This window comes from Pseudomonas sp. KH_040 (genome assembly GCF_057839305.1).
In genome coordinates, this window is record NZ_CM174487.1 from 4,378,578 (window position 1) to 4,402,738 (window position 24,161).

General features: G+C 58.2%; 27 protein-coding genes and 4 tRNA genes. 12 read left to right on the forward strand and 19 right to left on the reverse strand.

All coding sequences use genetic code 11. The features are described from left to right. Nucleotides 1-74 precede the first annotated feature (74 nt). The 5 genes from tig to AC3IUF_RS19445 form a co-directional block, all read right to left on the reverse strand. Nucleotides 75-1,385: a trigger factor gene (gene tig, locus AC3IUF_RS19425; RefSeq protein WP_038362792.1), complete on the reverse strand. Its 1,311-nt coding sequence runs from the start codon at nucleotides 1,383-1,385 to the stop codon at nucleotides 75-77. A 402-nt stretch (nucleotides 1,386-1,787) separates the two neighbouring features. Next, nucleotides 1,788-1,863 (reverse strand) — tRNA-His (locus AC3IUF_RS19430). 77 nt (nucleotides 1,864-1,940) lie between these two features. Next, nucleotides 1,941-2,025, reverse strand: a tRNA-Leu gene (locus tag AC3IUF_RS19435). A 57-nt stretch (nucleotides 2,026-2,082) separates the two neighbouring features. Continuing rightward, a tRNA-His gene (locus AC3IUF_RS19440) sits at nucleotides 2,083-2,158 on the reverse strand. 32 nt (nucleotides 2,159-2,190) lie between these two features. Beyond that, nucleotides 2,191-2,267 (reverse strand) — tRNA-Arg (locus tag AC3IUF_RS19445). A gap of 275 nt (nucleotides 2,268-2,542) precedes the next feature. Here AC3IUF_RS19445 and folD point away from each other — a divergent pair. Further along, on the forward strand, nucleotides 2,543-3,397 hold the full coding sequence (folD, locus tag AC3IUF_RS19450; protein ID WP_007917331.1) for a bifunctional methylenetetrahydrofolate dehydrogenase/methenyltetrahydrofolate cyclohydrolase FolD: 855 nt from the start codon (nucleotides 2,543-2,545) through the stop codon (nucleotides 3,395-3,397). A gap of 230 nt (nucleotides 3,398-3,627) precedes the next feature. Continuing rightward, a complete protein-coding gene (gene pbpG, locus AC3IUF_RS19455; RefSeq protein ID WP_007917333.1) occupies nucleotides 3,628-4,566 on the forward strand; it encodes a D-alanyl-D-alanine endopeptidase in 939 nt (312 codons plus the stop codon). Between the two features lie 53 nt (nucleotides 4,567-4,619). On the opposite strand, the gene AC3IUF_RS19460 is transcribed toward pbpG, so the two are convergent. The 3 genes from AC3IUF_RS19460 to AC3IUF_RS19470 all read right to left on the reverse strand — a co-directional run bounded on the left by AC3IUF_RS19460 (nucleotide 4,620) and on the right by AC3IUF_RS19470 (nucleotide 5,806). Further along, nucleotides 4,620-4,826 (reverse strand): hypothetical protein, encoded by a 207-nt coding sequence (locus AC3IUF_RS19460; protein ID WP_007917335.1) that lies wholly within the window; start codon nucleotides 4,824-4,826, stop codon nucleotides 4,620-4,622. A gap of 12 nt (nucleotides 4,827-4,838) precedes the next feature. Next, a complete protein-coding gene (locus AC3IUF_RS19465) occupies nucleotides 4,839-5,045 on the reverse strand; it encodes a DUF6021 family protein (protein WP_007917337.1) in 207 nt (68 codons plus the stop codon). 89 nt (nucleotides 5,046-5,134) lie between these two features. Further along, nucleotides 5,135-5,806, reverse strand: coding sequence for a peptidase C39 family protein (locus tag AC3IUF_RS19470; RefSeq protein WP_007917339.1), 672 nt, complete (start codon nucleotides 5,804-5,806; stop codon nucleotides 5,135-5,137). A gap of 234 nt (nucleotides 5,807-6,040) precedes the next feature. On the opposite strand from AC3IUF_RS19470, the gene AC3IUF_RS19475 reads away from it, so the two are divergent. Then, the gene (locus tag AC3IUF_RS19475) at nucleotides 6,041-6,208 is read left to right on the forward strand and encodes a hypothetical protein (RefSeq protein WP_176472385.1); all 168 of its coding nucleotides are present in this window, start codon (nucleotides 6,041-6,043) and stop codon (nucleotides 6,206-6,208) included. Nucleotides 6,209-6,464: 256 nt separating this feature from the next. On the opposite strand, the gene AC3IUF_RS19480 is transcribed toward AC3IUF_RS19475, so the two are convergent. Then, the gene (locus tag AC3IUF_RS19480) at nucleotides 6,465-7,214 is read right to left on the reverse strand and encodes a TerC family protein (protein ID WP_007917342.1); all 750 of its coding nucleotides are present in this window, start codon (nucleotides 7,212-7,214) and stop codon (nucleotides 6,465-6,467) included. A gap of 29 nt (nucleotides 7,215-7,243) precedes the next feature. Next, the gene (locus AC3IUF_RS19485; protein WP_007917343.1) at nucleotides 7,244-7,486 is read right to left on the reverse strand and encodes a hypothetical protein; all 243 of its coding nucleotides are present in this window, start codon (nucleotides 7,484-7,486) and stop codon (nucleotides 7,244-7,246) included. A gap of 133 nt (nucleotides 7,487-7,619) precedes the next feature. Here AC3IUF_RS19485 and nhaR point away from each other — a divergent pair, with 133 nt between their 5' ends. Continuing rightward, on the forward strand, nucleotides 7,620-8,519 hold the full coding sequence (gene nhaR / locus AC3IUF_RS19490; RefSeq protein ID WP_007917345.1) for a transcriptional activator NhaR: 900 nt from the start codon (nucleotides 7,620-7,622) through the stop codon (nucleotides 8,517-8,519). On the opposite strand, the gene AC3IUF_RS19495 is transcribed toward nhaR, so the two are convergent. Then, nucleotides 8,514-9,677 (reverse strand): MFS transporter, encoded by a 1,164-nt coding sequence (locus AC3IUF_RS19495; RefSeq protein WP_007917347.1) that lies wholly within the window; start codon nucleotides 9,675-9,677, stop codon nucleotides 8,514-8,516. The two genes, nhaR and AC3IUF_RS19495, sit on opposite strands and share 6 nt — an antisense overlap. A gap of 336 nt (nucleotides 9,678-10,013) precedes the next feature. Here AC3IUF_RS19495 and sstT point away from each other — a divergent pair, with 336 nt between their 5' ends. Continuing rightward, nucleotides 10,014-11,246, forward strand: coding sequence for a serine/threonine transporter SstT (sstT, locus tag AC3IUF_RS19500; RefSeq protein WP_038362813.1), 1,233 nt, complete (start codon nucleotides 10,014-10,016; stop codon nucleotides 11,244-11,246). Nucleotides 11,247-11,501: 255 nt separating this feature from the next. On the opposite strand, the gene AC3IUF_RS19505 is transcribed toward sstT, so the two are convergent. Then, nucleotides 11,502-12,011, reverse strand: coding sequence for a DUF1993 domain-containing protein (locus AC3IUF_RS19505; protein WP_007917351.1), 510 nt, complete (start codon nucleotides 12,009-12,011; stop codon nucleotides 11,502-11,504). Nucleotides 12,012-12,136: 125 nt separating this feature from the next. Here AC3IUF_RS19505 and AC3IUF_RS19510 point away from each other — a divergent pair, with 125 nt between their 5' ends. Continuing rightward, nucleotides 12,137-12,784, forward strand: coding sequence for a YceH family protein (locus AC3IUF_RS19510; RefSeq protein ID WP_123376246.1), 648 nt, complete (start codon nucleotides 12,137-12,139; stop codon nucleotides 12,782-12,784). A gap of 114 nt (nucleotides 12,785-12,898) precedes the next feature. Here AC3IUF_RS19510 and AC3IUF_RS19515 read toward each other — a convergent pair whose 3' ends face one another. After that, nucleotides 12,899-13,417, reverse strand: a complete 519-nt coding sequence (locus AC3IUF_RS19515; RefSeq protein WP_123376247.1) for a cupin domain-containing protein — start codon at nucleotides 13,415-13,417, stop codon at nucleotides 12,899-12,901. Nucleotides 13,418-13,628: 211 nt separating this feature from the next. After that, nucleotides 13,629-14,447 (reverse strand): shikimate 5-dehydrogenase, encoded by an 819-nt coding sequence (locus AC3IUF_RS19520; RefSeq protein ID WP_463543400.1) that lies wholly within the window; start codon nucleotides 14,445-14,447, stop codon nucleotides 13,629-13,631. Between the two features lie 257 nt (nucleotides 14,448-14,704). On the opposite strand from AC3IUF_RS19520, the gene AC3IUF_RS19525 reads away from it, so the two are divergent. The 3 genes from AC3IUF_RS19525 (at nucleotide 14,705) to AC3IUF_RS19535 (ending at nucleotide 15,774) form a co-directional block, all read left to right on the forward strand. Continuing rightward, entirely contained in the window at nucleotides 14,705-15,064 is a 360-nt protein-coding gene (locus AC3IUF_RS19525; RefSeq protein WP_007917357.1) for a hypothetical protein, read from the forward strand. A 230-nt stretch (nucleotides 15,065-15,294) separates the two neighbouring features. Beyond that, nucleotides 15,295-15,489 carry a hypothetical protein gene (locus AC3IUF_RS19530; protein WP_007917358.1) on the forward strand — a complete coding sequence of 65 codons (195 nt, stop codon included), beginning with the start codon at nucleotides 15,295-15,297 and terminating at the stop codon, nucleotides 15,487-15,489. 102 nt (nucleotides 15,490-15,591) lie between these two features. Continuing rightward, nucleotides 15,592-15,774: a hypothetical protein gene (locus AC3IUF_RS19535; protein ID WP_007917359.1), complete on the forward strand. Its 183-nt coding sequence runs from the start codon at nucleotides 15,592-15,594 to the stop codon at nucleotides 15,772-15,774. On the opposite strand, the gene AC3IUF_RS19540 is transcribed toward AC3IUF_RS19535, so the two are convergent. Both AC3IUF_RS19540 and AC3IUF_RS19545 read right to left on the reverse strand, forming a co-directional pair. After that, on the reverse strand, nucleotides 15,771-16,832 hold the full coding sequence (locus AC3IUF_RS19540) for an AI-2E family transporter (RefSeq protein ID WP_007917361.1): 1,062 nt from the start codon (nucleotides 16,830-16,832) through the stop codon (nucleotides 15,771-15,773). The genes AC3IUF_RS19535 and AC3IUF_RS19540 overlap by 4 nt on opposite strands. 111 nt (nucleotides 16,833-16,943) lie before the next feature. Then, nucleotides 16,944-17,630, reverse strand: coding sequence for a cysteine hydrolase family protein (locus AC3IUF_RS19545; protein ID WP_489279031.1), 687 nt, complete (start codon nucleotides 17,628-17,630; stop codon nucleotides 16,944-16,946). A gap of 188 nt (nucleotides 17,631-17,818) precedes the next feature. On the opposite strand from AC3IUF_RS19545, the gene trhP reads away from it, so the two are divergent. Further along, entirely contained in the window at nucleotides 17,819-19,150 is a 1,332-nt protein-coding gene (gene trhP / locus AC3IUF_RS19550) for a prephenate-dependent tRNA uridine(34) hydroxylase TrhP (RefSeq protein ID WP_489279032.1), read from the forward strand. Nucleotides 19,151-19,386: 236 nt separating this feature from the next. Here trhP and AC3IUF_RS19555 read toward each other — a convergent pair whose 3' ends face one another. Next, entirely contained in the window at nucleotides 19,387-20,253 is an 867-nt protein-coding gene (locus AC3IUF_RS19555) for a LysR family transcriptional regulator (RefSeq protein WP_007917367.1), read from the reverse strand. Between the two features lie 101 nt (nucleotides 20,254-20,354). Here AC3IUF_RS19555 and AC3IUF_RS19560 point away from each other — a divergent pair, with 101 nt between their 5' ends. After that, the gene (locus AC3IUF_RS19560) at nucleotides 20,355-21,248 is read left to right on the forward strand and encodes a DMT family transporter (protein ID WP_489279033.1); all 894 of its coding nucleotides are present in this window, start codon (nucleotides 20,355-20,357) and stop codon (nucleotides 21,246-21,248) included. A gap of 162 nt (nucleotides 21,249-21,410) precedes the next feature. On the opposite strand, the gene AC3IUF_RS19565 is transcribed toward AC3IUF_RS19560, so the two are convergent. Both AC3IUF_RS19565 and AC3IUF_RS19570 read right to left on the reverse strand, forming a co-directional pair. Then, on the reverse strand, nucleotides 21,411-21,641 hold the full coding sequence (locus tag AC3IUF_RS19565; protein WP_123376943.1) for a hypothetical protein: 231 nt from the start codon (nucleotides 21,639-21,641) through the stop codon (nucleotides 21,411-21,413). Between the two features lie 92 nt (nucleotides 21,642-21,733). After that, on the reverse strand, nucleotides 21,734-22,447 hold the full coding sequence (locus tag AC3IUF_RS19570) for a FadR/GntR family transcriptional regulator (protein WP_489279034.1): 714 nt from the start codon (nucleotides 22,445-22,447) through the stop codon (nucleotides 21,734-21,736). A gap of 346 nt (nucleotides 22,448-22,793) precedes the next feature. Here AC3IUF_RS19570 and AC3IUF_RS19575 point away from each other — a divergent pair, with 346 nt between their 5' ends. After that, nucleotides 22,794-24,140, forward strand: coding sequence for an MFS transporter (locus AC3IUF_RS19575; protein ID WP_116030207.1), 1,347 nt, complete (start codon nucleotides 22,794-22,796; stop codon nucleotides 24,138-24,140). Nucleotides 24,141-24,161: the final 21 nt, after the last annotated feature.

Consider the following 24,161-nt stretch of genomic DNA (forward strand, 5'->3'; position numbering starts at 1 on the left):
ATAGTTATGTCTTGAATACGCATAAGCCAGCTCGAGAGCTGGCTTATGGTGTGTACTTCTTAACGCAAATTCAATCAGTCGGCTGCTGGAGCTTCTACCGGCTTGACTGCTTCTTCGTAAGAGACCGCTTTGTCGGTCACACTAGCTTTCTGCAGAACAGTATCCACAACTTGTTCTTCAAGCACAACCGAACGCACTTCGTTCAGTTGCTGCTCGTTTTTGTAGTACCACGACACGACCTGCTCAGGCTCCTGGTAAGCCGAAGCCATTTCCTGAATCATTTCGCGAACGCGAGCTTCGTCAGGCTTCAGGTCGAACTGCTTGACCACTTCAGCAACGATCAGACCCAGCACGACGCGGCGCTTGGCTTGCTCTTCGAACAGCTCGGCCGGCAGTTGATCAGGCTTGATGTTACCGCCGAACTGCTGAACAGCCTGCACGCGCAGACGGTCAACTTCGTTGGACAGCAGAGCCTTAGGCACTTCGATCGGGTTGGTGGCCAGCAGACCGTCCATTACCTGATTCTTGACCTTGGATTTGATCGCCTGACGCAGTTCGCGCTCCATGTTCTTGCGAACTTCGGTGCGGAAACCATCGATGCCGCTTTCCTTGATGCCGAATTGAGCGAAGAACTCTTCGTTCAGCTCTGGCAGCTTAGGCTCGGACACAGTGTTGACGGTCACGGTGAACTCGGCGGTTTTGCCGGCCAGGTCCAGGTTCTGATAGTCCTCAGGGAAGGTCAGGTTCAGAACGCGCTCTTCGCCGGCTTTAGCACCAACCAGGCCTTCTTCGAAGCCCGGGATCATGCGACCGGAACCCAGCACCAGTTGAGTGCCCTTGGCGGAGCCGCCAGCGAATACTTCGCCGTCAACCTTGCCAACGAAATCGATGTTCAGTTGGTCTTCGTTCTGGGCAGCGCGATCGGCCACTTCAAAACGAGTGTTCTGCTTGCGCAGGATGTCGAGCATTTTGTCCAGGTCAGCGTCAGCCACGTCAGCGCTCAGGCGCTCAACGGTGATGCCGTCGAAACCGGCAACGGTGAACTCAGGGAACACTTCGAATACAGCAACGTATTCCAGGTCTTTGCCAGCTTCGAGCGACTTAGGCTCGATCGATGGCGAACCTGCCGGGTTCAGCTTCTGCTCGACCACAGCTTCGTAGAAGGAGGACTGGATCACGTCGCCTACCGCTTCCTGACGAGCATCAGCACCGAAACGGCGCTTGATTTCGCTCATTGGCACTTTGCCTGGACGGAAGCCAGCAATCTTGGCCTTTTGGGCAGTCTGCTGCAGACGCTTGTTGACCTGAGTCTCGATGCGCTCTGCCGGCACGGTGACGCTCATGCGGCGCTCGAGAGCAGTAGTATTTTCAACAGAAACTTGCATGGATATTCCTCGTTGCACAGACGTTAGCCGGCCGTTTCCGACCCCAGAATCAAGGGCATGCATTCTAGTGGGTCAAACTCAAGAAGTCACCCTACTGAAAACGGGTAAAAAAACAGCAGGCATATTATCGGGACCGCCACACCAATGCAGCGCGTCCCACAGGCGAATACAACCAATCACGCCAGGGCTCTGCGCCAACCGCTTCTATATATAGAAGAGACTGCCAATCACTCCCTGACGGCCGCTCTTGCAAGCAAGCCCGGCGAACAGCGCAGCATCATCGAACAACATAAATACGACGAAGCGCCCTGCCCCTGCACCCCGAAACCGGCAATCACCGGTTTTCAGAAGCGCTAAAACAAAAAAGGCGCCAGACTGTTAAATCTGGCGCCTTTCGAAATATGGGGTGGACGATGGGGATCGAACCCACGACAACGGGAGTCACAATCCCGTGCTCTACCAACTGAGCTACGCCCACCATATTGCGTAACAAAAAAGCCAAACAACTTCTTTGTTGAAACCTCACCAGCCCGAAGACATGAATGAAGCTTTAATTGGTGCGGATGAAGAGACTCGAACTCTTACGCCTCGCGGCGCTGGAACCTAAATCCAGTGTGTCTACCAATTCCACCACATCCGCGGATGAAGCTTTTAAAGCAAAGGCGCCAGACTGTTACATCTGGCGCCTTTCGAAATATGGGGTGGACGATGGGGATCGAACCCACGACAACGGGAGTCACAATCCCGTGCTCTACCAACTGAGCTACGCCCACCATATCGCGTTACTTGTGCCAAAGCTGCCTAATGGCGCACCCGGCAGGACTCGAACCTGCGACCATCCGCTTAGAAGGCGGATGCTCTATCCAGCTGAGCTACGGGCGCCTTATTAATCTGTACTCTTAAAGGACTACAAACTAAGTGCTTTCCAGTGTCGCAGAACCTTGATTCCGCTTCACCTTCTTAACCAGTGCTAGGCTGTGCCCGACAAGTGCGACGAATAGTATAGAGCGCTCCGAAGGTCGTCAAATCCTTTTTGAAAAAAATTCATTTAATTAAAGGAGTTAGAGGAATTTGCTGACCAAGCGCCTTTGCCCTCACCGCTCGACATGCGAGAATGCGTTCTCATTTTTTCCCCTCTCGATGGTTAATCACGCGCAATGACTGCACAACTAATCGACGGCAAATCGATCGCCGCCAGCCTGCGCCAGCAGATCGCCCAACGAGTTGCCGAGCGTCGCCAGCAAGGCCTGCGCACTCCCGGCCTCGCGGTGATCCTGGTCGGCAGCGATCCTGCCTCTCAGGTTTATGTCTCGCACAAGCGTAAAGACTGTGAAGAGGTTGGCTTCCTCTCTCAAGCCTACGACCTGCCCTCTGACACCACGCAAGACGCGTTGACCGATCTGATCGATCGCCTCAACGACGACCCTGCAATCGACGGCATCCTGCTTCAGTTGCCGCTGCCCGAGCACCTGGATGCCTCCAGACTTCTGGAGCGTATCCGCCCGGACAAAGACGTCGACGGTTTCCATCCTTATAACGTCGGTCGTCTGGCCCAGCGCATTCCGCTGCTGCGTCCATGCACGCCTAAAGGCATCATGACGCTGCTGGAAAGCACTGGCGCTGACCTTTATGGCATGGACGCAGTGGTCGTCGGCGCCTCCAACATCGTCGGGCGCCCGATGGCGATGGAACTGTTGCTGGCCGGTTGCACCGTGACCGTGACTCACCGCTTCACCAAGGATCTGGCCGGCCACGTTGGCCGTGCTGATCTGGTGGTGGTGGCCGCCGGCAAGCCGGGCCTGGTCAAAGGCGAGTGGATCAAGGAAGGCGCGATCGTGATCGACGTCGGCATCAACCGTCAGGACGACGGCAAACTGGTCGGCGACGTAGTCTACGAAACCGCCCTGCCCCGCGCTGGCTGGATCACTCCGGTGCCGGGTGGCGTCGGTCCGATGACCCGCGCCTGCCTGCTGGAAAACACCCTTTATGCGGCAGAAACCCTGCACGCCTGATCGGTACTTTCAGCAATAAGAAAAACCCGCCTTGTGCGGGTTTTTTCATGCCTGAGAAAAAACTGTAACCGTTCGCCGGAAACCCCTCTTTTTACAGGCCTTTTCACGAGTTTTTCAGGTCGTTCAAACAACCATCGACAGATCTTCAGCCATACTCCTAGAATGCGACGCTTTGAAGAAATAACCCGTTACAAACTAACGGAATATCCAACCTTTATGAGTTCGCCCGCGTGAAAATTCGTCTTTCGATTCTGAGCCTGTTTTTTGCTTTTACAGGCACATTCATCACGCCAACGATCAACGCTGCGGAAACCACCGCTGCCCCCCGTGACGCTTCGACCCTGAAGATCGCCTCCGGCAGCGCCCTGCTCATGGATATGCAGACCAACAAAGTCATCTACTCCAGCAACCCTGACGTGATCGTACCGATTGCCTCCGTCAGTAAGTTGATGACCGGTTTGGTAGTGGTTGAAGCCCGGCAGAACATGGACGAATGGATCAATGTCGATATCAGCAACACACCGGAAATGCGCGGTGTGTTTTCCCGAGTCAAACTCAAGAGTGAACTGCCGCGCCGCGAGATGCTGCTGATCGCCTTGATGTCTTCGGAGAACCGCGCGGCCGCCAGCCTCGCGCACCACTACCCGGGAGGCTACGCCGCCTTTATCGCGGCGATGAACGCCAAAGCCAAGGCACTGGGCATGACCAGCACGCATTTCGTCGAACCGACAGGCCTGTCGGAGCGTAACGTTTCCACCGCCCGCGACCTGAGCAAGTTGCTGGTGGCCGCGCATAAGTATCCGCTCCTCAGCGAACTGACCACCACCAAGGAAAAAACCGTGTCGTTCCGTAAACCCAATTACACCCTGGGTTTCCGTAATACCGATCACTTGGTCAATAAAGCCGACTGGGACATCAAGATCACTAAAACCGGCTTTACCAACCCCGCCGGGCATTGCCTGGTGCTGGTGACGAAAATGGGCAATCGCCCGGTCGCTTTGGTGATTCTCGACGCATTCGGCAAGTACACCCACTTTGCCGATGCCAGCCGCATCCGCAGCTGGGTGGAAACCGGCAGGAGCGCCAACGTCCCAGCCGTGGCTCAACAATACAAAGCCGTGAAAAATCTCAAGTCGCGCCAGAGCGGCGTGGTCGAAGCGTCCAAGTAACCTGCCGCACAAGAAAAAGCCCCGAATCCTCGGGGCTTTTTTTCATCTGCGAATCAGTCATTGGGCAGCGGCATCTTGTCGTCATCGGGGATGCCATCGCCCGCGCTCGGATCCCGCGCAGGTTCCGGCGTCAACACGTTGGGCCGGGCCATCGGGTCGCGCAGCGGGCTGTCCGGGTCCAGCACCGGATCAATCTCCGGCTCTGGCGTGGTGGGCACACTGTCGGGTTTATGGTCGTCGAAGCTTGAATCAGTACTCATACGCACCTCGCATCAAGGTTTCAGATCAGCCAGGGGATCGTAGGGTTTGGCTGGTTTCCTGGGGTCTTCGCCTGGCTCAACGTCGAGAGGCGCCTTGGCGGGGCCGACAGGATCGACTTGCGGATCATCGAGGTCGGGCGAGTCCGGATCAAACCCCAGATCATCTCCCGAAGAATGCTCGGACGAATGCGGGCCTTTCGGTGCTTGGGAATCTGTCATATCGCCTCCTGATTCACCCGCGGAAAGCGGGTTCTATTCGTAGGAGGCTTGCCGGGCGCAGTCGTGCCCGGCAAATGACGAACGGAGACTCAGTGGGCTGCCAGCGCCTTGCGCGCCTGCGCCGCTTCGTTTTCCTGACCGGCCTGAGCCAGATCATCCGCCGCTTTGAGCCAGCGCTGTCGGTCGACGGCTGCGGGGATCTGCGACGGTTTCTGAATCAGCACGGCCCAGCCACCGGACTTTTCCAGTGCCGACTCAAAGGAACTGAAACTCATCAGCTCGCGACGGTTCATGCCGGCGCGCAGCAACACTTTCTGCTTATTGCGGTCGTAGCCGGACAGGATCGCGTAACGCGGTTCGGCCCAGAATGCCGAACCCTCGCTGAAACGCACCATCACCGGATAACCCGCTGCCACTTGCTTCAACAGCGCTGGCAGCTTGCTGTCCAGCGGGTACACCACCATGCCGTACTCACGGGCAAGGTTTTGTAGATTCTGCTGCAATTGGTCTTCGGCACCCGGCAGGTGCAATGGTTTCTCGAGCAGCCCCGGGGTAATCACGATGCCCTGCTGCGACAACAGGCTAGCCAGCACTTGCGGCCCGCTTTGATTGGCTTCACCGCGATAGAACGTGCCGCTGAGTTCGACCCGCTCCGGCAGACGCTTGACCTCGGGCGCGACACTGCCTGCACATCCGGTCAACACGGCCGCGCAACCCGCCACCAGCAGCGCCGCACGAATTCGAGAAAATACCTGCACCATCATCACTCTCTGTTCAGACGCCGGTCATCGTGTTCCGGCAACGCCTGCGATCATAGGGCCGCGCCAGGCTGCGGTATAGCCTTAAGCGGCAGACCCATCGATTGCATAGAGCAAACTGATTGGTCGCAATCGACCTTTGGTCAATAGTCTGAAACACCCCATTGTCTAGACTGTCACTGACACAGAGCGAATTGAAAAAGCGTGCGCCCGATGCAGGGCGAAGAGGAGGCACTGATGAGCCTGACCATGACCATTGTGATGTTGATTGCCGGCTGGCTGGCCGTGGCGGCTGCCATGTTGTGGGGGGTGCTGCGGATTTCGCGGCGCCACCATCATCCGGTTCAGCCTGCTGCGGTTGAGAAAACCGAGAAGCACAGCCCGCGTCACGCAACTGCGCACTGAGGCCAAACTTTAAAAGCAAAAGCCCCTCACCCTAGCCCTCTCCCGGAGGGAGAGGGGACTGATCGAGTCGCTATTGAGAAATACATCGACGTGAAATATCGAGCCGAACTCAGGTTTAAAAACCACGCAGATCGGCTCCCTCTCCCTTGGGAGAGGGCTGGGGTGAGGGGCTGGATCTATTCCACACTGCAAATCTTGAATCAAAAAAAACCGCCTGATCTCTAAGAGTTCAGGCGGTTTTTTGTACTTTCAGCAGTTACGCCTGCTCAGCCAGTTTCTTCTGCCTCGCCCGACGCGACATCATGTTCAGCACTTCAATCGCTGCCGAGAACGCCATCGCCGCATACACATAACCTTTCGGTACGTGGGCACCGAAGCCTTCAGCGATCAAGGTCATACCGATCATGATCAGGAAGCCCAGAGCCAGCATCACCACCGTCGGGTTGTCGTTGATGAACTTGGCCAGCGGCTCAGCAGCAAACAGCATCACCAGTACCGACACCACCACCGCGATGATCATGATCGGCAAGTGTTCAGTCATGCCGACCGCAGTAATGATGCTGTCGATCGAGAACACCATGTCGAGCATCAGGATCTGACCGATAGCGGCGGCAAAACCCAGGGTAACCGTCGAGGTCGCCGACTTCGGATCTTCCGGCGCCGGGTCCATGCTGTGATGGATTTCAGTCGTGGCCTTCCAGACCAGGAACAGACCACCGGCAATCAGGATCATGTCCTTCCAGGAGAACGCCTGGCCCAGAATCTCGATCACCGGCGCAGTCAGCTGCACGATGAAGGCGATGGTGCTCAACAGTGCCAGACGCAGAATCAACGCCATACCGATACCGATGCGGCGCGCTTTCTGCTGATACTGCTTGGGCAGCTTGTTGGTCAGGATCGAGATAAAGATCAGGTTATCGATGCCGAGCACGATTTCCATCACCACCAAGGTGGCCAAAGCAACCCAGGCGGTGGGGCTGGCGGCGAGCTGTAACAGATATTCCATGGGTCAGTCCTGACTCTGTGTAAGACGAATTAGATGGTCTTGGAGGAAGATTCGGATTTTTCCGCATCTTTTTCCGGTGTTTCTTTCTTCTCGATCAGCCCGCCGGTGGCATCGCTGAGTGCTTGCTCGGCGGCTTTGTGGGTGTCGTCAATCGCTTGCTTGGCGCTTTCGGCAGCCTTGCCCATCAGTTGCTGAGCGCTTTTCTCGGCCTGATCGCAACCGGCCAGAAGCAGTAAAGACGTAAACATCAATGCTGGGATGGTGTATTTCATGAGGCTTCCTTCGAATGAACAGACAGGGTCACAGACCAGCCGTCGATGGCTGGGCATTCTAGGGAGATGAACACTTCAGGAAAATTCGTATTTTTAGCGGCTATACTTCGGTTTTCACGAACTGTAGAACGTCATGCTCAATTATCGACAACTGCATTACTTCTGGGTCGTAGCCAAGACCGGCAGCATCGTGCGCGCCTGCGAGCAACTGAACCTGACGCCACAAACCATCAGCGGGCAAATTTCACTGCTCGAACAGACGTATGGCATCGAGTTATTCAGACGGGTCGGCCGGCAACTCGAATTGACCGAAGCCGGACGCCAAGCCCTGCCCTACGCCGAGCAAATGTTTCAGCTGGGTGGCGAGCTGGAACTGATGCTGCGCGCGCAACCCAACGAACAACAGATCCTGTTCCGCGTCGGCGTGGCAGACGTGGTGCCCAAGTCCATCGTCTATCGCCTGATCGCACCGACCATGGAGCTGAACGAACCACTGCGCATCACCTGCCGCGAAGACAAGCTCGAACGTTTGCTCGCCGATCTGGCCATCCAGCGTTTGGACCTGGTGATTTCCGACAGCCCGATGCCCTCGCACCTCGACATCAAGGGCTACAGCCAAAAGCTCGGTGAGTGCGGGATCAGTTTTTTCGCCACCCCGGAACTGGCAGCCAAATACGGCCAGGATTTCCCACGCAGCCTGCACGGTGCACCACTGTTGATTCCCGGGCCGGAAACCGTGGTGCGCAGCCGCTTGCAGCGCTGGTTTGCCGAGCAGCAGATCCAGCCGCAAATTGTCGGCGAATTCGATGACAGTGCCTTGATGCAGGCCTTCGGCCAATCCGGCAGCGGGATTTTTATCGGCCCGAGCGTGATTGCCGATGAGGTGAAGCGCCAGTATGGCGTCGAGCTGATTGGCCAGACTGACGCGGTGACCGAGTCGTTCTACGCCATTTCGGTGGAACGCAAGGTCAAGCACCCCGGCATCGTTGCGATTACCGAAGGTGCCCGACGCGAGCTGTTTACCGCGCTATGAGGCCTCGGCGCACATTTCGCGCGGCTTGAGCGTCATCAGCACCATGGCGAGGAACACCGACAGCAAAATGAACCCGGCGGCGGCAAAGCCAAGGAAGCCCAGACCCGCGCTGTCGATGACCCGACCACCGACGATGGCGCCCAGGCCGATCCCCAGATTGGCCCCGGCGATGTTCAACGAGGCGGCAAAGGCCGGCGCTTCCGGCGCCGCTTTCATCAGGCGCACGTGGCTGACCAGGAACAACGCAGCCTGGGTTACGCCCCAGATCCCCATCGCCACCGCCAAGCCCAGCGGCGAATGAATGTTCGGCACCAGCGAGACCATGCCGGCAATCATGAACGCACAGAACAACACCGACGCCCCCAGCGGATGCTTATCGACCGCACGACCGCCCAGCGAGTTACCAATCAACCCGACTGCACCGAAGGCCATCAGGCACCAACCGACCACAGTGCCGTTGAACCCGGCGAGGCGCTCAAGAATGTCGGCCAGATACGTGTAAGCGGTAAACATGCCGCTGAACACCAGAATCGACAGCAGGATATGGCCGATCATCAGCGGACTGCGCAGGATTTTGAATTGCGAGCGGAAGCTGACCTGGTGCTGGTGCAGACTGGTTTTCGGCAGATAAACAAACAGCAACAAGGCTTTGGCAAAAGCGATCACCGCCAAAATCCCAAAGGCACTGCGCCAGCCGAACGCATCGGAAATCAGCGTGCCGACTGGAATGCCGAACACCGTGGCGCAGACAATGCCAAAACCGATCTTGGCAATCGCGCGACCGGCGAAATCCGGACCGACGATGTCCACGGCAGTCTCACTGGCCAAGGCCCAGAACACCGGCAGACCGAGCGCCGGGATCAACCGGGCAATCGCCATCACCCAGATATTCGGCGCCAGCGCCGCCACGGTATTGGCCAGACCAAACATGATCAGGATGCTGATAAACAGCTTGCGCCGCTCGAAGCGGGCGAAATACGCGGTCAGGAAAGGCCCGAACATCGCCACCGTGAAGGCGAACAAAGTCACCAGCAACCCGGCCTGCGGGATGGTGACTGCGAGGTCTCGGGCAATCGCCGGCAACAGGCCGACGATAACAAATTCCGTGGTCAGCACCGTGAATCCGGCAGCGGACAACAGAAGAATGGGCAACAGCATGCGCAACTCCAGCAAAACGACGACACCAGCGTTGACCCGGAGGCCCGCTGGCAGAGTTTGAAAATAAGGATGCGCAATCTTAACAGAGTGTGTCCGGGCTGACTTGCACAAACCTGCCGACTTTGTTGCCTGATCCGGTGGCAGATCGTCACATGCCTGAAGGATAAGGCCTACGCTGTGATAAAGTCCGCGCCCTGAAAAACGTACGGCCTGTTCAACGACCGGCTTATTGGCGTTGATGTCGCGTCAACACTTTCGGTTCGTGGCGGTGGTCTGCCCCTGTTTTGCCATCGCTTTACGCAACCTTGCACCCTATAAAAAATCAGAGATGCCGCTATGACCGCTTCATCCCCTTCTCTATTGCAACGCCTCAAGAACCTCAGCCTGGTCACGCAGATCCTCATTGGCCTGATCGCCGGTATCGCCCTGGCGCTGTTCGCCCCGGAAGCGGCGAAAGGCACGGCGTTCATCGGTAAAGTATTCGTATCGGCGTTGAAAGCCGTCGCACCGATTCTGGTGTTCGTGCTGGTAATGGCCTCGATTGCCAACCACAAGCACGGCCAGGAAACCCATATCCGCCCGATCCTGTTCCTCTATTTGCTGGGCACCTTCGCGGCAGCAGTCGTGGCAGTGGTCGCGAGCATGGCGTTCCCGTCGCATCTGGTACTGTCGACCGACAACGTTTCGGTGACGGCGCCGGGCGGTATCGGCGAAGTGCTGCAAAGCCTGCTGTTGAGCGTGGTCGACAACCCGGTCAGCGCACTGATGAACGCCAACTTCATCGGCATTCTGGCCTGGGCGATCGGCATGGGCATCGCGATTCGCCATGCCGGCGACACCACCCGCGAAGTGCTGGGGGATCTGTCCAACGGCGTGACCTTGATCGTGCGTGTGGTGATTCGCTTTGCACCGCTGGGCATTTTCGGTCTGGTCGCTTCGACGCTGGCCACGTCCGGCTTCGGCGCATTGATCGGTTACGCGCACCTGCTGGCCGTGCTGCTCGGCTGCATGCTGTTCGTGGCGCTGGTGATGAACCCGCTGATCGTGTTCTGGAAACTACGTCGCAACCCGTATCCGCTGACCCTCAAGTGCCTGCGTGAAAGCGGTATCACCGCATTCTTCACCCGCAGTTCGGCGGCCAATATTCCGGTCAATCTGGAGTTGAGCAAGCGTCTGGGCCTGCATGAAGACACCTATTCGGTGTCGATCCCGCTGGGCGCGACCATCAATATGGCCGGTGCGGCGATTACCATTACCGTGTTGACGCTGGCGGCCGTGCACACATTGGGTATTGCCGTGGACATTCCGACGGCGATTCTGCTCAGCGTTGTCGCCGCGATTTGCGCGTGTGGCGCGTCGGGTGTGGCGGGTGGTTCGTTGCTGTTGATTCCGTTGGCGTGCAGCCTGTTTGGCATTCCGAGTGAGATTGCCATGCAGGTGGTGGCGGTCGGTTTCATTATTGGCGTGTTGCAGGACTCGGCGGAGACGGCGCTGAACTCGTCGACTGACGTGCTGTTTACCGCAGCGGCGTGCCTGGGTGAAGAAGCGAAAGCCCAACGTACGGCTTGATATTCGCTGTAATGAAAAGCCCGCCATGGTGTGAACCTTGGCGGGCTTTTTTGTGGCTGAGATCTTTTCCCCCTCACCCCAACCCTCTCCCCCCAAGGGGGCGAGGGGGAAAGGGGGCAGACCGATTGTTGTTCAAGATCTGAGTTCGACTTGATAGTTCAGGTCGGTGTAACTCGAACAAACAACACCGTCAGTCCCCTCTCCCTCTGGGAGAGGGCTAGGCGGGCGGCGTTCCGATGAGGGGCTTTTGACTTTTTAGAACGCGCCCATGTAATCACGCTTGCCCACTTCAACGCCGTTATGACGCAGCAGCGCATAAGTGGTGGTGACGTGGAAGAAGAATTGCGGCAGACCGTAAGTCAGCAGATAAGCCTGACCGCTGAAGCGCTTTTCTTTCGGCGTGCCCGGACGGGTGACGATTTCAATGCCTTCCTTGCCATCAATCTGCTCTGGCTTGATCTCGCCGATGTAGGCCAGCACCTTGGCAATCAGAGCTTGCAGCTCGGCGAAGGTGGTTTCGGTATCGTCGTACTTCGGCACTTCAACTTCAGCCAGACGCGAGGAAACGCCTTTGGCGAAGTCCACGGCGATCTGTACCTGGCGGGTCAACGGGAACATATCCGGGAACAGACGGGCCTGCAGGAACGCGTTCGGGTCGATGTTTTTCTCGGTGGCGTGGGCTTCAGCCTTTTTCAGCACATCGCTCAAAGCGTTGAGCATTTGTTGAAAAACCGGGACAGATGCGGCGTACAGGGAAATGGTCATGGCAGTCTCGTGTGGTGGCTGGGTGGAACAAGGAGGCGATTATAGCCATGCTTGATGACCACACGGCTTGCCTTTTGTTTGGCAAGGATTAGGCTAGGCGCCTTCGACTGCAGAGGGAACGCGCGATGACCACAGAACCAGAATCCACCTTCGACGAGCCACGGCTCAATGCCACGGAAATTCGCATCCTCGGCTCGTTGATCGAGAAACAGGCCACCAGTCCGGAAACCTATCCGCTGACCCTGAATGCACTGGTCACGGCGTGTAATCAGAAAACCAGCCGCGAACCGGTGATGAACCTGACTCCGGGCCAGGTCGGCCAGAGCCTGCGCGCACTGGAAGGTCGTGGTTTCGCCAAACTGGTAATGGGCAGTCGTGCCGACCGCTGGGAGCACAAGGTCGACAAGGCGCTGGAGTTGGTGCCGGCGCAAGTAATTCTGAGCGGTTTGATGTTTCTGCGCGGCCCGCAAACCGTCAATGAACTGCTGACCCGCAGTGGGCGCATGCATGAATTTGAAGACACCGAGCAGGTGGTGCATCAACTTGAGCGTTTGATTGCGCGGGGGCTGGCGGTACTGATTCCACGTCAGGCCGGGCAGCGCGAAGATCGCTACACCCATGCTCTGGGTGATCCGGCGGATAGCGAGGCGATCATGGCGGCACGGCAGAACCCGTCGGATCGCAGTACCAGCAGTGGCGTTTCGGTTGAGCGTATTGAAGAGCTGGAAGCGCGGATTGCCGCGCTGGAAGAGCGTCTGGCCCGCCTCGAATAGCCAAACAAAACCAATGTAGGAGTGAGCCTGCCCGCGATAGCGGTGTGTCAGTCAAATTACCGTTAATGACACACCGCTATCGCGAGCAGGCTCACTCCTACAGGGATCTGCGCATTACTCGCCATCCCAGTAATCCACACCGTCCGCCTGCCGTGCCACAGCCACAAAACCTGAGGCATTGCCCTCGGCATCGATGTTGAAGTTATCCATCACCGCATACTTGTTCGAATCCGGGTACTCGCAGATTTCCGGCTGTTGCTGGGTACTCACCGCCAGATAACGCAGTTCAGCCTGACTGGTATTGATGATCTGATGCGCCTTCTCCGGGCCGCCCGGCGGGCAAGCGATCACATCGCCTTCGCGGATCGGAAAACGCTCCGTACCAAGACGCACCTCGCCCTCCCCGGCCACCACGTAGAACATCTCTTCGTTGACCCGATGACTGTGAAACGGACTGCCGCGCATGCCCGGAGGCAAGGCGTACAGGCGATAACCGAGTTTCTGCGAACCCAGTTGCTGGCCAATCCGCGCCATGCGCTGCTGATAGCGGCCGGCGGTTTCGCCTTCCGGGGCCAGGGCTTCGGGCAGGGGTTCGAGTTCGACCTGATGCAGGTTGAGGATGGGCGGATGCATGGGAGCCTCGGTCACGGTTTTTGTGGTGGGCAAGTCTGGGCTTGCTGGGGAGGCAGTATAGGCAGCAGGATAAACCGAGGTGAATTCATCGCTGGCAAGCCAGCTCCCACAGGTTTCGGGTTGGAACACAAATCTGTGAGCAGCTCCCATACCTTGTGGGAGCTGGCTTGCCAGCGATGAGGCCAATTAACTCACTGCATAATTATGAGAATCAGCTCCGGGCAAACGCCACCGCCGCCGCAAATTGCTCTTCAGTCGGGCGCACGCCGGTGTACAGCACAAACTGCTCCAGCGCCTGAATCGCAATCACCTCAAGCCCGGTAATTACCCGCTTGCCCTCAGCCCGACCACGTACGATCAACGGTGTCTCCGACGGGATCGCCACCACATCAAACACCGTATCCGCAGCCTTGATCGCCTCAGGCTCAAACGCCAGTTGCCCCGCCTCCGGCCCGCCATCCATGCCCACCGGCGTCACATTGATCAGCATCTGCGGACGTTCATCGCCCAGTTCCGCCTGCCAGCGATAACCCAGCGAATCCGCCAAGGCACGCCCGGCGCGCTCGTTGCGGGCGACGATCAAACCGTTTTTATAACCGCCATCACGCAAGGCGCTGGCCACCGCTTTGGCCATGCCGCCGCTGCCTCGCAGGGCGAAGGTCGAATCCTTGGGTACCGCGTGGGTTTCCAGCAACTGCGCGACAGCAATGTAATCGGTGTTGTAAGCCTTCAGATGGCCGTCGGTATTGACGATGGTGTTGATCGACTGGATCGCTGCCGCCGACGCATCCAACTCATCGACCAGCGCAATGCACGCTTCCTTGAACGGCATCGACACGCCGCAACCGCGAATGCCCAAAGCGCGAATGCCGCCCACGGCACCCGTCAAATCCTGGCTGCTGAACGCCTTGTAATAGAAATTCAGGCCCAACTGCTCATACAAATGGTTATGAAAACGCAGACCGAAATTGCCTGGGCGTCCGGACAGGGACATGCACAGCTGGGTGTCTTTGTTCGGGTTCATCTGCATGAAACTTCTCCTTCAAACGCACTTTCGGATAAACGGGATTAGCCAGCCCATCGGCTTCTGAACGATCATTGAGGCCTGTTTTAAAAGGTGCTGCGCGGCCATTACGCGGCCCGGTAAAGAAGCCGGTACAGACCTTACACAAAATTTACCCAGCGGCTGTGCTGATTTTCAGAATTTCGCTGTCTTAGAAGTATCCCCGCGACAACTGTGGGCCTGGTGCAGGCCCTGCCGCCGGGTCGAAGAACCGAGGACTTATCATGATTCGTAAACTCCCCATTCTGGCCTTGCTGATTGGCGCACTCGCTGTCACAGGTCAGGCAGAAGCCGGTGGTGGCCACGGCTGGCAAGGCCCTGCGGTGTTTGGCGCGATCGTCGGCTCGGCCATCATCGGCTCGGCACTGATCAACCAGGATCGGCCGGTATACGTGCAACAACAGCCGGTTTATGTTCAGCCACAACCGGTCTACGTGCAGCAGCCGCCACCACCGGTCTACTACCAGCCGGCACCGGTGTATGTGCAACAACCGGTGTACATCCAACAGGCCCCCGTCTACTACGGCCCGCCTCGCGGTTATTACGGCCGGCCACATGGCTACTACGGTGGCCCACGCTGGTAATCGCAACACTGAGCCCCGCTTTTATAGCGGGGCTTTTTTATGACCGTTGGTCGGCCAGCGTCTGAAAAAATCTCGCCAAGGTCGCTGTGAGGACAGTTTCACCGGCTAAAGTCGGCATGATTGAGTGACCGTTATGTACATTTACGCAAAACGGTCACTCGTTTGTCATGACGGAACCGCAATCTGAATCCGTCCGTAAACAACAAGTTGATAACAACAAGGACGACTGTATGCCAACACAAAACCCGCACCGCATCGTCGGCCTGTGCACCTCAAGCAAGGTGTACGGCGCGCTGACAGAACTCAAGCACCTGGAAGGCCATCGCTGCGCCAAGTTCCTTTCGCTGCTGGCGGAAAACCTCGTGCACAAAGGTTTGCTCAACGAACGCGAAGTCATGCACATGCTCGATCAAGTGGTCGACTGAGCCCGCCCTCAACGGCATCAATGACCACTATCGAAAGCGTTGATTGTCCGTAGAAGCGGCGACTCATTAAGGTAGCTCCATTGATAGATGGAGGTACCCGTCATGGCTCAGGTTCAAATCATGTCCGTTATCGGCAGCGCCGTTCCCGCCTCGCTCAGAGCCTCGGGCCTGCTTGCCTGCTGGTATCTGATGCGCGACGGTGAGGCGATCAGCGGCCCGCTCACTTCGCTGCCCGCTGCGCAGGCACTGTCGCAGAAGATCGTCAGCGAGCCGTTTCACGCTTAAGGCAGTTGCACCTTGGGCTTGGTTTCGGCGAACAGCGCCCAGCTCGACATGAACAACGCCGCGATCAGCGGGCCGATCACAAAACCATTCAGGCCGAATACCGCAAGGCCACCCAGAGTCGAGATCAGAATCATGTAATCGGGCATTTTGGTGTCCTTGCCCACCAGAATCGGTCGCATCACGTTGTCCACCAACCCGATCACAAACACCCCAAACAAGCCCAGCACCACGCCCTGCCAGATCATCCCGCTGAGCAGGAAATACACCGCGACCGGCGCCCAGACAATCCCCGCGCCCACTGCTGGCAGCAACGACAAAAACCCCATCAAGACCGCCCACAGCAAGGCGCTGGGGATGTCGAGAAACCAGAAAATCGCTCCGCCCAGCGCGCCCTGAGTCACCGCGACTACGAGATTGCCCTTCACCGTCGCGCGTACCACGCGGTTGAACTTCAACTGCAAGCGCCGCTTGTGGCCTTCCTCCAGTGGCACGGCAGTGCGCACCTTGCGCGCCAGTTCGGCGCCGTCACGCAGAAAGAAAAACAGCAGATACAGCATGATGAAGAAACTCACCACGAACTCGAACGTACCTTGGCCAAAACTGAACGCTTGAGTGGCCAGCACCTGGCTGCCCTGCATCGCCGATTTGACGATTTTCTCGCGCAGGCCATTGAGTTCGCCCATGCCGAAGCGGTCGAGCAAGTGCTGAAAGTACGGCGGCAGACTGTGCTTGAATTGCGCCAGATACGCGGCAATGTCCAGCTCGCCGCTTTCGATGCTCTTGTAGACCGCTGCGCCTTCCTGCACCAGCAGCACACTGAGGATGATCACCGGCAGAATCGCGATCACCAGGCAGACCGCCAAGGTACACAGGGACGTCAGGTTGCGCTGCCAGCCGAATTTCGCCTGCAGCCGGCGCTGCATCGGCGCAAACACAATGCCGAGAATCACCGCCCAGAACACCGCGCCGTAGAACGGCAGGAGGATCCAGATAAACGCCACCGTGACCAGCAACAGCAGCACGGTGAGGGATTTGAATTGAAGGCTTTTTTCGTTCATGTCCGATCCATGTCAGTCAGGCGTCATGCACGCCCCGATGCTTAGTCAACCGGGGCCTGCACGAGTGCCATCTTTATTCATGGAGCATAGTTGCGGATCAGCGCAAGCCGATTAACGAACCGGCAACTTGACGATTTCAGCCGTGCTCAGCACATCGCCGAAGGTGTCCTCGACTTCCGCCAGTGCGGCTTTGTGCAAGGCATCCTTGTCGATGGATGTGCCATTGACGCGGGTGATCGCACGGGTCGCCGAGGCGTCGGAGGCGACGATCACGCTGTAACCGAGTGGCGCCGCGTCCCGCGCGGCACCGGCGACGCAAGCGTGGGTCATCAGGCCCGCGACGATGACCGTGTTGATGCCGGATTGCTTCAGCCGTTCGTTCAGATCGGTGCTGCCGAACACGCTGACCGTGGTCTTTTGCAGCACCGCATCCTTCGCGCGTGGCTGCATGTCCGGGTGAAATTTCACGGTTTCGCCATCGATGGCAAACACCGCCGAGCCTGCCGGGGCGATATGTTGAACGTGGTACACGGGGATCTTGTGGCTGTCGGCAAACGTGATCAACTCACGGGTTTTCGCCAACGCAGCGGCACCGTCCGGAATTGGCATCCTGCCGGCGAAGTATTCGTTTTGAAAATCGATCACCAACAAGGCGGACTTGCCGGCCGGTAACTGGCTGACCGGTGTGACCCCGGACATTGCGCGAATGGTCGGATGGTTGTCTGCCAGTGCACCGGTGCTGGCCAACACACCGGAAAATGCACAGGCGCTGAGGAAACGACGGGTAAAACGTTGCATGGCGAGTGCCTCTGTTCAGTTAAGTGATGAACAAAGCTTAAGCAGCCGCCAGACCGTCGAACACAGTGAAACCGGCACATGATTTGTGCTGTTTCTGCACAAACAGAAACTGCCAAAACCTAGATCCAGATCAATGTTCGCGATTGGTACCCGTTCTACCCTGCCGCGCTTTTACGACCGACACCGCCATGACGCCGACCCTCGCCACCCCCGAACTGCTCGCCCCCGCCGGCACCCTGAAAAACATGCGCTACGCCTTCGCCTATGGTGCCGATGCGGTCTACGCCGGCCAACCGCGCTACAGCCTGCGGGTGCGCAACAATGAATTCGATCACGCCAATCTGGCACTGGGCATTCGCGAAGCCCAGGCGCAGGGCAAGCGCTTCTATGTCGTCGTCAACATCGCGCCGCACAACGCCAAGTTGAAGACCTTCCTCAAGGATCTGGCGCCGGTGATCGAGATGGCGCCGGATGCGCTGATCATGTCTGACCCGGGCCTGATCATGCTGGTGCGCCGGCATTTCCCGCAGATGCCGATCCACCTGTCGGTGCAGGCCAATACGGTGAACTGGGCGAGCGTCGAGTTTTGGCAACAACAGGGTTTGAGCCGGATCATCCTGTCGCGGGAATTGTCGCTGGAAGAAATCGGCGAAATTCGCGAACAAGTGCCGGGCATGGAACTGGAAGTGTTCGTTCATGGCGCATTGTGCATGGCTTACTCCGGGCGCTGCCTGCTGTCGGGTTACATGAACAAACGCGATGCCAATCAGGGCACCTGCACCAACGCCTGTCGCTGGAAATACTCGGCGCAAGCGGCCACGGAAAATCAACTCGGCGACATCGTCCAGACCTTCCAGCCCGAGCCGACCCTGGGCCTCGGCGCTCCTACCGATCAGGTGTTCCTGCTACAGGAAGCCAACCGCCCCGATGAATTGATGCCGGCATTCGAAGACGAACACGGCACCTACATCATGAACGCCAAGGACCTGCGCGCGGTGCAGCACGTCGAGCGCCTGACGCGCATGGGCGTGCACTCATTGAAGATTGAAGGCCGGACCAAATCGCACTTCTATTGCGCACGCACCACGCAGGTGTATCGCCGGGCGATTGATGATGCGGTGGCCGGGCGTGAGTTTGATCGCAGCCTGATGACGGACTTGGAGTCGCTGGCGCAGCGTGGCTACACCGAGGGTTTTCTGCGTCGGCATGTGCATGACGAGTACCAGAATTATCAAAATGGCAGCTCGGTATCGGAGCGTCAGCAGTTTGTGGGTGAGCTGACAGGGGAGCGGCGTGAGGGGCTGGCCGAGGTCAAGGTGAAGAACCGTTTTGGTCTTGGTGATCATCTGGAATTGATGACGCCCACGGGCAATTTTCATTTTGATCTGCGTGAGTTGCAGAGTGTTAAGGGTGAGGCGATCGAGGTGGCGCCGGGGGATGGGCACACGGTTTTTGTGCCGATTCCGGAGGCGGTGGATTTGCGGTTTGGGTTGTTGATGCGGGATATCGGTGTTGCCTGAAAAGGCCCCTCACCCTAGCCCTCTCCCAGAGGGAGAGGGGACTGATTGGGGGATGTTGGAGAGGTTCATCGACCTGAACGTGCTGCGCCGAATCCATAATCGACTTTTCTGATCAAGCACACTGGACTCGGTTGAATCTATATTCAACACGGTGTTTCAGGTCGGCGTATAGCGCATGACAACTCGGTCGGCCCCCTCTCCCTTTGGGAGAGGGCTGGGGTGAGGGTCGGCGTTTCCTACACACTAAACTCCTCCCGCAACATCGCTACAAACGCCTCCCGCGCCGGATGCACCCCGGCGTTTTCATGCCAGTAAAACAAGTTATCGACAGCCGTCAACTCAGCAAACTCATACCCCACACACCCGGCCCCTTTCGCGTACTGCTCAAACACGCCCTTGGGCACCAGCGCCACGCCCGCCCCGGCACTCACACAACCGACAATCGCGCCATAACTGGCGAGACTGACGATCGGCAGCGACAACCCCTGACGCAACAACCAATGCTCCAGCGCCGCTCGATACGGACAACCCTGCGGCCACATGAACACGGTTTTGTCCTGCAGGTCTTCGATGCCGCGCACTGGTCCGAACGAGGTCGACGCGATCAACAGCAATTCTTCGCGATACATCGGCGTGCGCCTGAGCTGTGAACGTTCGACATCCACCGCGACAATCGCCCCGTCGAGACGATGGCTGACGGTGTCATCGAGCAACTGCCCCCACGTGCCGGTGGTGAGTTCCAGCGCGACCTGCGGATAGCGCTGGTGAAACTTCGCCAACAAGCGCGGCAAGCGCCCGGTCGCCGAGGACTCGATCGCACCGATGCGCAACGGCCCGGACGGCTCGGCCGAGGGGTCCACTGCACGTTTGGCTTCAACGGTCAGCGCCAGAATCTTCTCCGCATAGGCGAGAAACGTCTGCCCCGCCGGGCTGATGCGCAACCCGCGCCCCTCACGCAGAAACAACGCAACGCCCAACTCGGCCTCGAGCGCCTTGATCCGCGCGGTGATGTTCGAGGGCACGCAAAACAGCTTTTCCGCTGCCCGCGCGATGCTGCCGACCTCGGCCACGGTCTTGAACATACGGATTTGCGCCAGCTCCATATTCATCACTCTGAGTGAACATTTGACGCAGTATAAGTCAGTTGTGGCGAATGATTGGCGGCCCGGATACTCGGCGCATCGACACCACCGAGCGCCCGATCATGCCGCACCCTTCCCCGTGGAAAATCCTCTTGGCGATGGCCTTTGTCGTTGGCTGCTGGGCGTATTCGCCGACCGGCATTCACATCGGTCTGCAAGCCTACGACCCCGGGCATCTGGCATTGCTGCGCTTTCTGTTGGCGTCGTTGTTCATGGCGTTGATCGCCGTTTTCAAAGGCATGCGCCTGCCGCACTGGCGCGATGTGCCGCTGTTGTTCGCCCTGGGTTTTTTCGCCGTCAGCCTGCATCACGTCGCACTGAACATCGGCCAGCAAAGTGTCAGTGCCGGCGCTTCCAGCGTGTTGGCGCAATCGAGCCCGTTGTTCAGCACGTTGCTGGCGCGATTCGTGTTCAAAGATCAGGTCAGCGCCTGGCGCTGGGGTTGTGTGTTGCTCGGCTTTGTCGGTGTGGTGATTGTGGTCAGCGGCGATAAGGGTCTGGGCGATATCGATGCGCATGCCCTGCTGATCCTGCTGGCGGCCGTTTCATGGAGCGTTTACTTCGCCCTGCAAAAGCATCATGCGCGGCGTTACGACGGCTTCAGTCTGGCGTGTTACGCGGTGTGGTCGGGGACGTTGATGCTGCTGATTTATCTGCCCGGGCTGGGTCAAGCCGTGCTGAATGCGCCGCTGCGGGTGCAGTGGGCGGTGTTGGCATTGGGCGTGTTTCCCAGTGCGCTGGCCTATCTGGCGTGGGGGTTTGTGCTCCAGCATGTGGATTTGAGCCGGGCGACGATGACGTTGTATCTGATTCCGCCAACGGCGATGGGGATTGCGTCGGTCGGGTTGGCGGAGCGGCCGACGTTGCTGGTGCTGGTGGGGTCGGTGGTGGTGTTGATCAGTGTGTTGGCGTTGAATCTGGAGCGGCGGGTTGGGGGTGTTCGGGCAGCGATCTGATCAATGATTGTTGTTGAGGCAAATGCCGACATCGCTGGCAAGCCAGCTCCCACAGGGTTCTATGGTGAACATAGTTTTCAGGTACATCCGCATAACCTGTGGGAGCTGGCTTGCCAGCGATGAGGCCAGCCCAGACAACACATTAATCAAGGCAATCGCCGATCAGCGCCGATCATCCGACAACGGCGTCGGCTCATCCGCCGGCGGTACATCGTCATCCGCCGCCGGATCCTTCCAGTCTTCGGGCCGATCAGCATCGCTCAACGGATCACGCCCTGGGGGCATGCCCATCGGTGAATCGTGATCGGCCAGGGTCGGTTCATCGGTACCCGGCATCGGCCGGGTTGGATCGGTTGGCAGCACACCACCCTGAAACAGCAAATCATTAGCCATGACACACCTCACCAAGGAGGTCCGGAATACCCGGGCCGTACAACTTGGAATCAGGCCTGTGGACGGCGCGCTATCGAACAGACCGACGGCGTTCAACCTTGCGCGGAAAAACGGTCGCGGCTGTTGGTCAGGTGCAACCACATGGCTGCCCGCGCGGCATCCGCATCCTGACGTTTGATCGCATTCAGAATCGCCTCATGCTCCAGATGGGCCAGTTGCCCGAGTTTGCTCAAATCCGCCGCGCCACGTTCAGCAGCATTGAGCCGGTTACGCGGAATCATCGCACTGCCCAGGTGTTGCATGATCTCGCTGAAGCAGACGTTGCCGGTGGCCTCCGCGATCAGCAGATGAAAGCGCCGATCGGCCTCGACGCAGCTGTCGTTGTTGTCGAGCAGCCGTTGATAGTCATCCAGCGCCTGACGCATTTGCAGCAATTGCTGCTCGGTACGGCGTTGCGCCGCGAGCGCCGCCGCTTGTGTTTCCAGGCCCAGACGCAATTCAAGAATGCTGCGCACGCCGAGCGCCGTGTCGACGTTAAGGCGCAAGCCCTGCTCCGCCGCGCGCTCGATGACAAACGTGCCGATGCCGTGGCGCGTCTCGACCAGCCCCGAAGCCTGCAATTTGGAAATCGCCTCGCGCACCACGGTGCGGCTGACGCCATGTTCCTGAACGATGGCGTTCTCCGAGGGCAGCTTGTCGCCGGGTGACAGCTGGCCGAGCAGGATGCTCTGGGTGAGTTTCTCCACCAGATCATGGGCGAGGTTGTGCGCACGTTTGCGAGCGGGAGCGTCGAAGTCTTCTTGCATGGTTGGTTCCGGTGATCGGGGCTTGCCGATCGTAGCATCGCGCGCGAGGCTTACAAGATTGATTTTAGCGGACCAACTTGTATGACAACACTCAAATTAATCGAAATGATTTGATACTTCCCAGACGAACAGAGCCGCACAACCGTAGGAAGCCTTCACTTCTCAAAAGCCATAACACCCAGCAATCATTGAGCGTCCGTGTAAAAAAGCATAAAAAACCGGCTTTCCAGAGAAAATTAATCGGCCTTCCCCACTTGTAGGACAAAAATTCTCAGTTGTATGATGTCTAGCAACAACGCAGCACCTGCCCTACCCCGCATAAAAATAATCAGTGGGAGAAAACCAAGTGAAAACCTCCGTCTCCGGGATGAACGAGGGCGTCGATTCGACACTCGCGTCGGCCATCTCGAAAGTGAAACGCCACGTCCTGCCGCTCTTCGTGATCATGTTCATCGTCAATTACATTGATCGGGTGAACATCGGTTTCGTCCGCACCCACATGGAACACGACCTCGGTATTGGTGCCGCCGCTTACGGCTTCGGCGCCGGGTTGTTCTTCATCGGTTACGCGCTGTTTGAAGTCCCCTCCAACATGCTTTTGCAGAAAGTTGGCGCACGCATCTGGCTGACCCGCATCATGTTCACCTGGGGCCTGGTTGCCGCCGGCATGGCGTTTATCCAGAACGAAACCCACTTCTACGTATTGCGCTTTTTGCTCGGCGTGGCCGAGGCCGGGTTCTTTCCCGGGGTGATCTACTACTTCACCCGTTGGCTGCCCGGCGCCGAACGCGGCAAGGCGATTGCGATCTTCCTCAGCGGCTCGGCCGTGGCCTCGCTGATCTCCGGCCCGTTATCCGGCCTGCTCCTGCAGATCAACGGGCTGGGCATGCACGGCTGGCAATGGATGTACTTCATTGAAGGGATGTTCTCGGTGTGCCTGTGCGTCTTCGTCTGGTTCTGGCTCGACGCCAAACCCCACGACGCGAAATGGCTGAGCCGCGCCGAACAGGACGCACTGGTCAACGCCATCGACGCTGAACAGAAGGCCCGCGAAGCTGCGACACCGATCCGGCCATCCATGGGCAAGCTGCTCAAGGACCGCCAGATCATCCTGTTCTGCCTGATCTACTTCTTCATTCAGTTGACCATCTACGCGGCAACCTTCTGGCTGCCGAGCATCATCAAGAAAATGGGCGAGATGAGCGACTTCCAGGTTGGCCTGTTCAACTCGATTCCGTGGTTGTTGTCGATCATCGGCATGTACGCCTTCGCTTCGTTCTCGGCCAAGTGGAAACACCAGCAGGCGTGGGTCGCCACCGCCCTGTTGATCGCCGCAGCGGGGATGTTCATGTCCACCACCGGCGGGCCGATCTTCGCCTTCGTTGCGATCTGCTTTGCCGCACTGGGCTTCAAATCCGCGTCGTCGCTGTTCTGGCCGATTCCGCAGGCCTATCTGGATGCACGCATCGCCGCAGCGGTGATCGCGTTGATCAACTCGGTGGGCAACCTTGGCGGCTTCGTCGCGCCGACCACGTTCGGCCTGCTCGAAGAACACACCGGCTCGATTCAGGGCGGCCTCTATGGCCTGGCCGCGACCTCGATCATTGCCGCGATCATTGTCTTCTTCGCACGCACCACGCCGAAACCTGCTGCTGATATCGCCGTGGCCGATGCTGCGCCGAAACACGCCTGAATTCTTTATTAAAAGGATAAA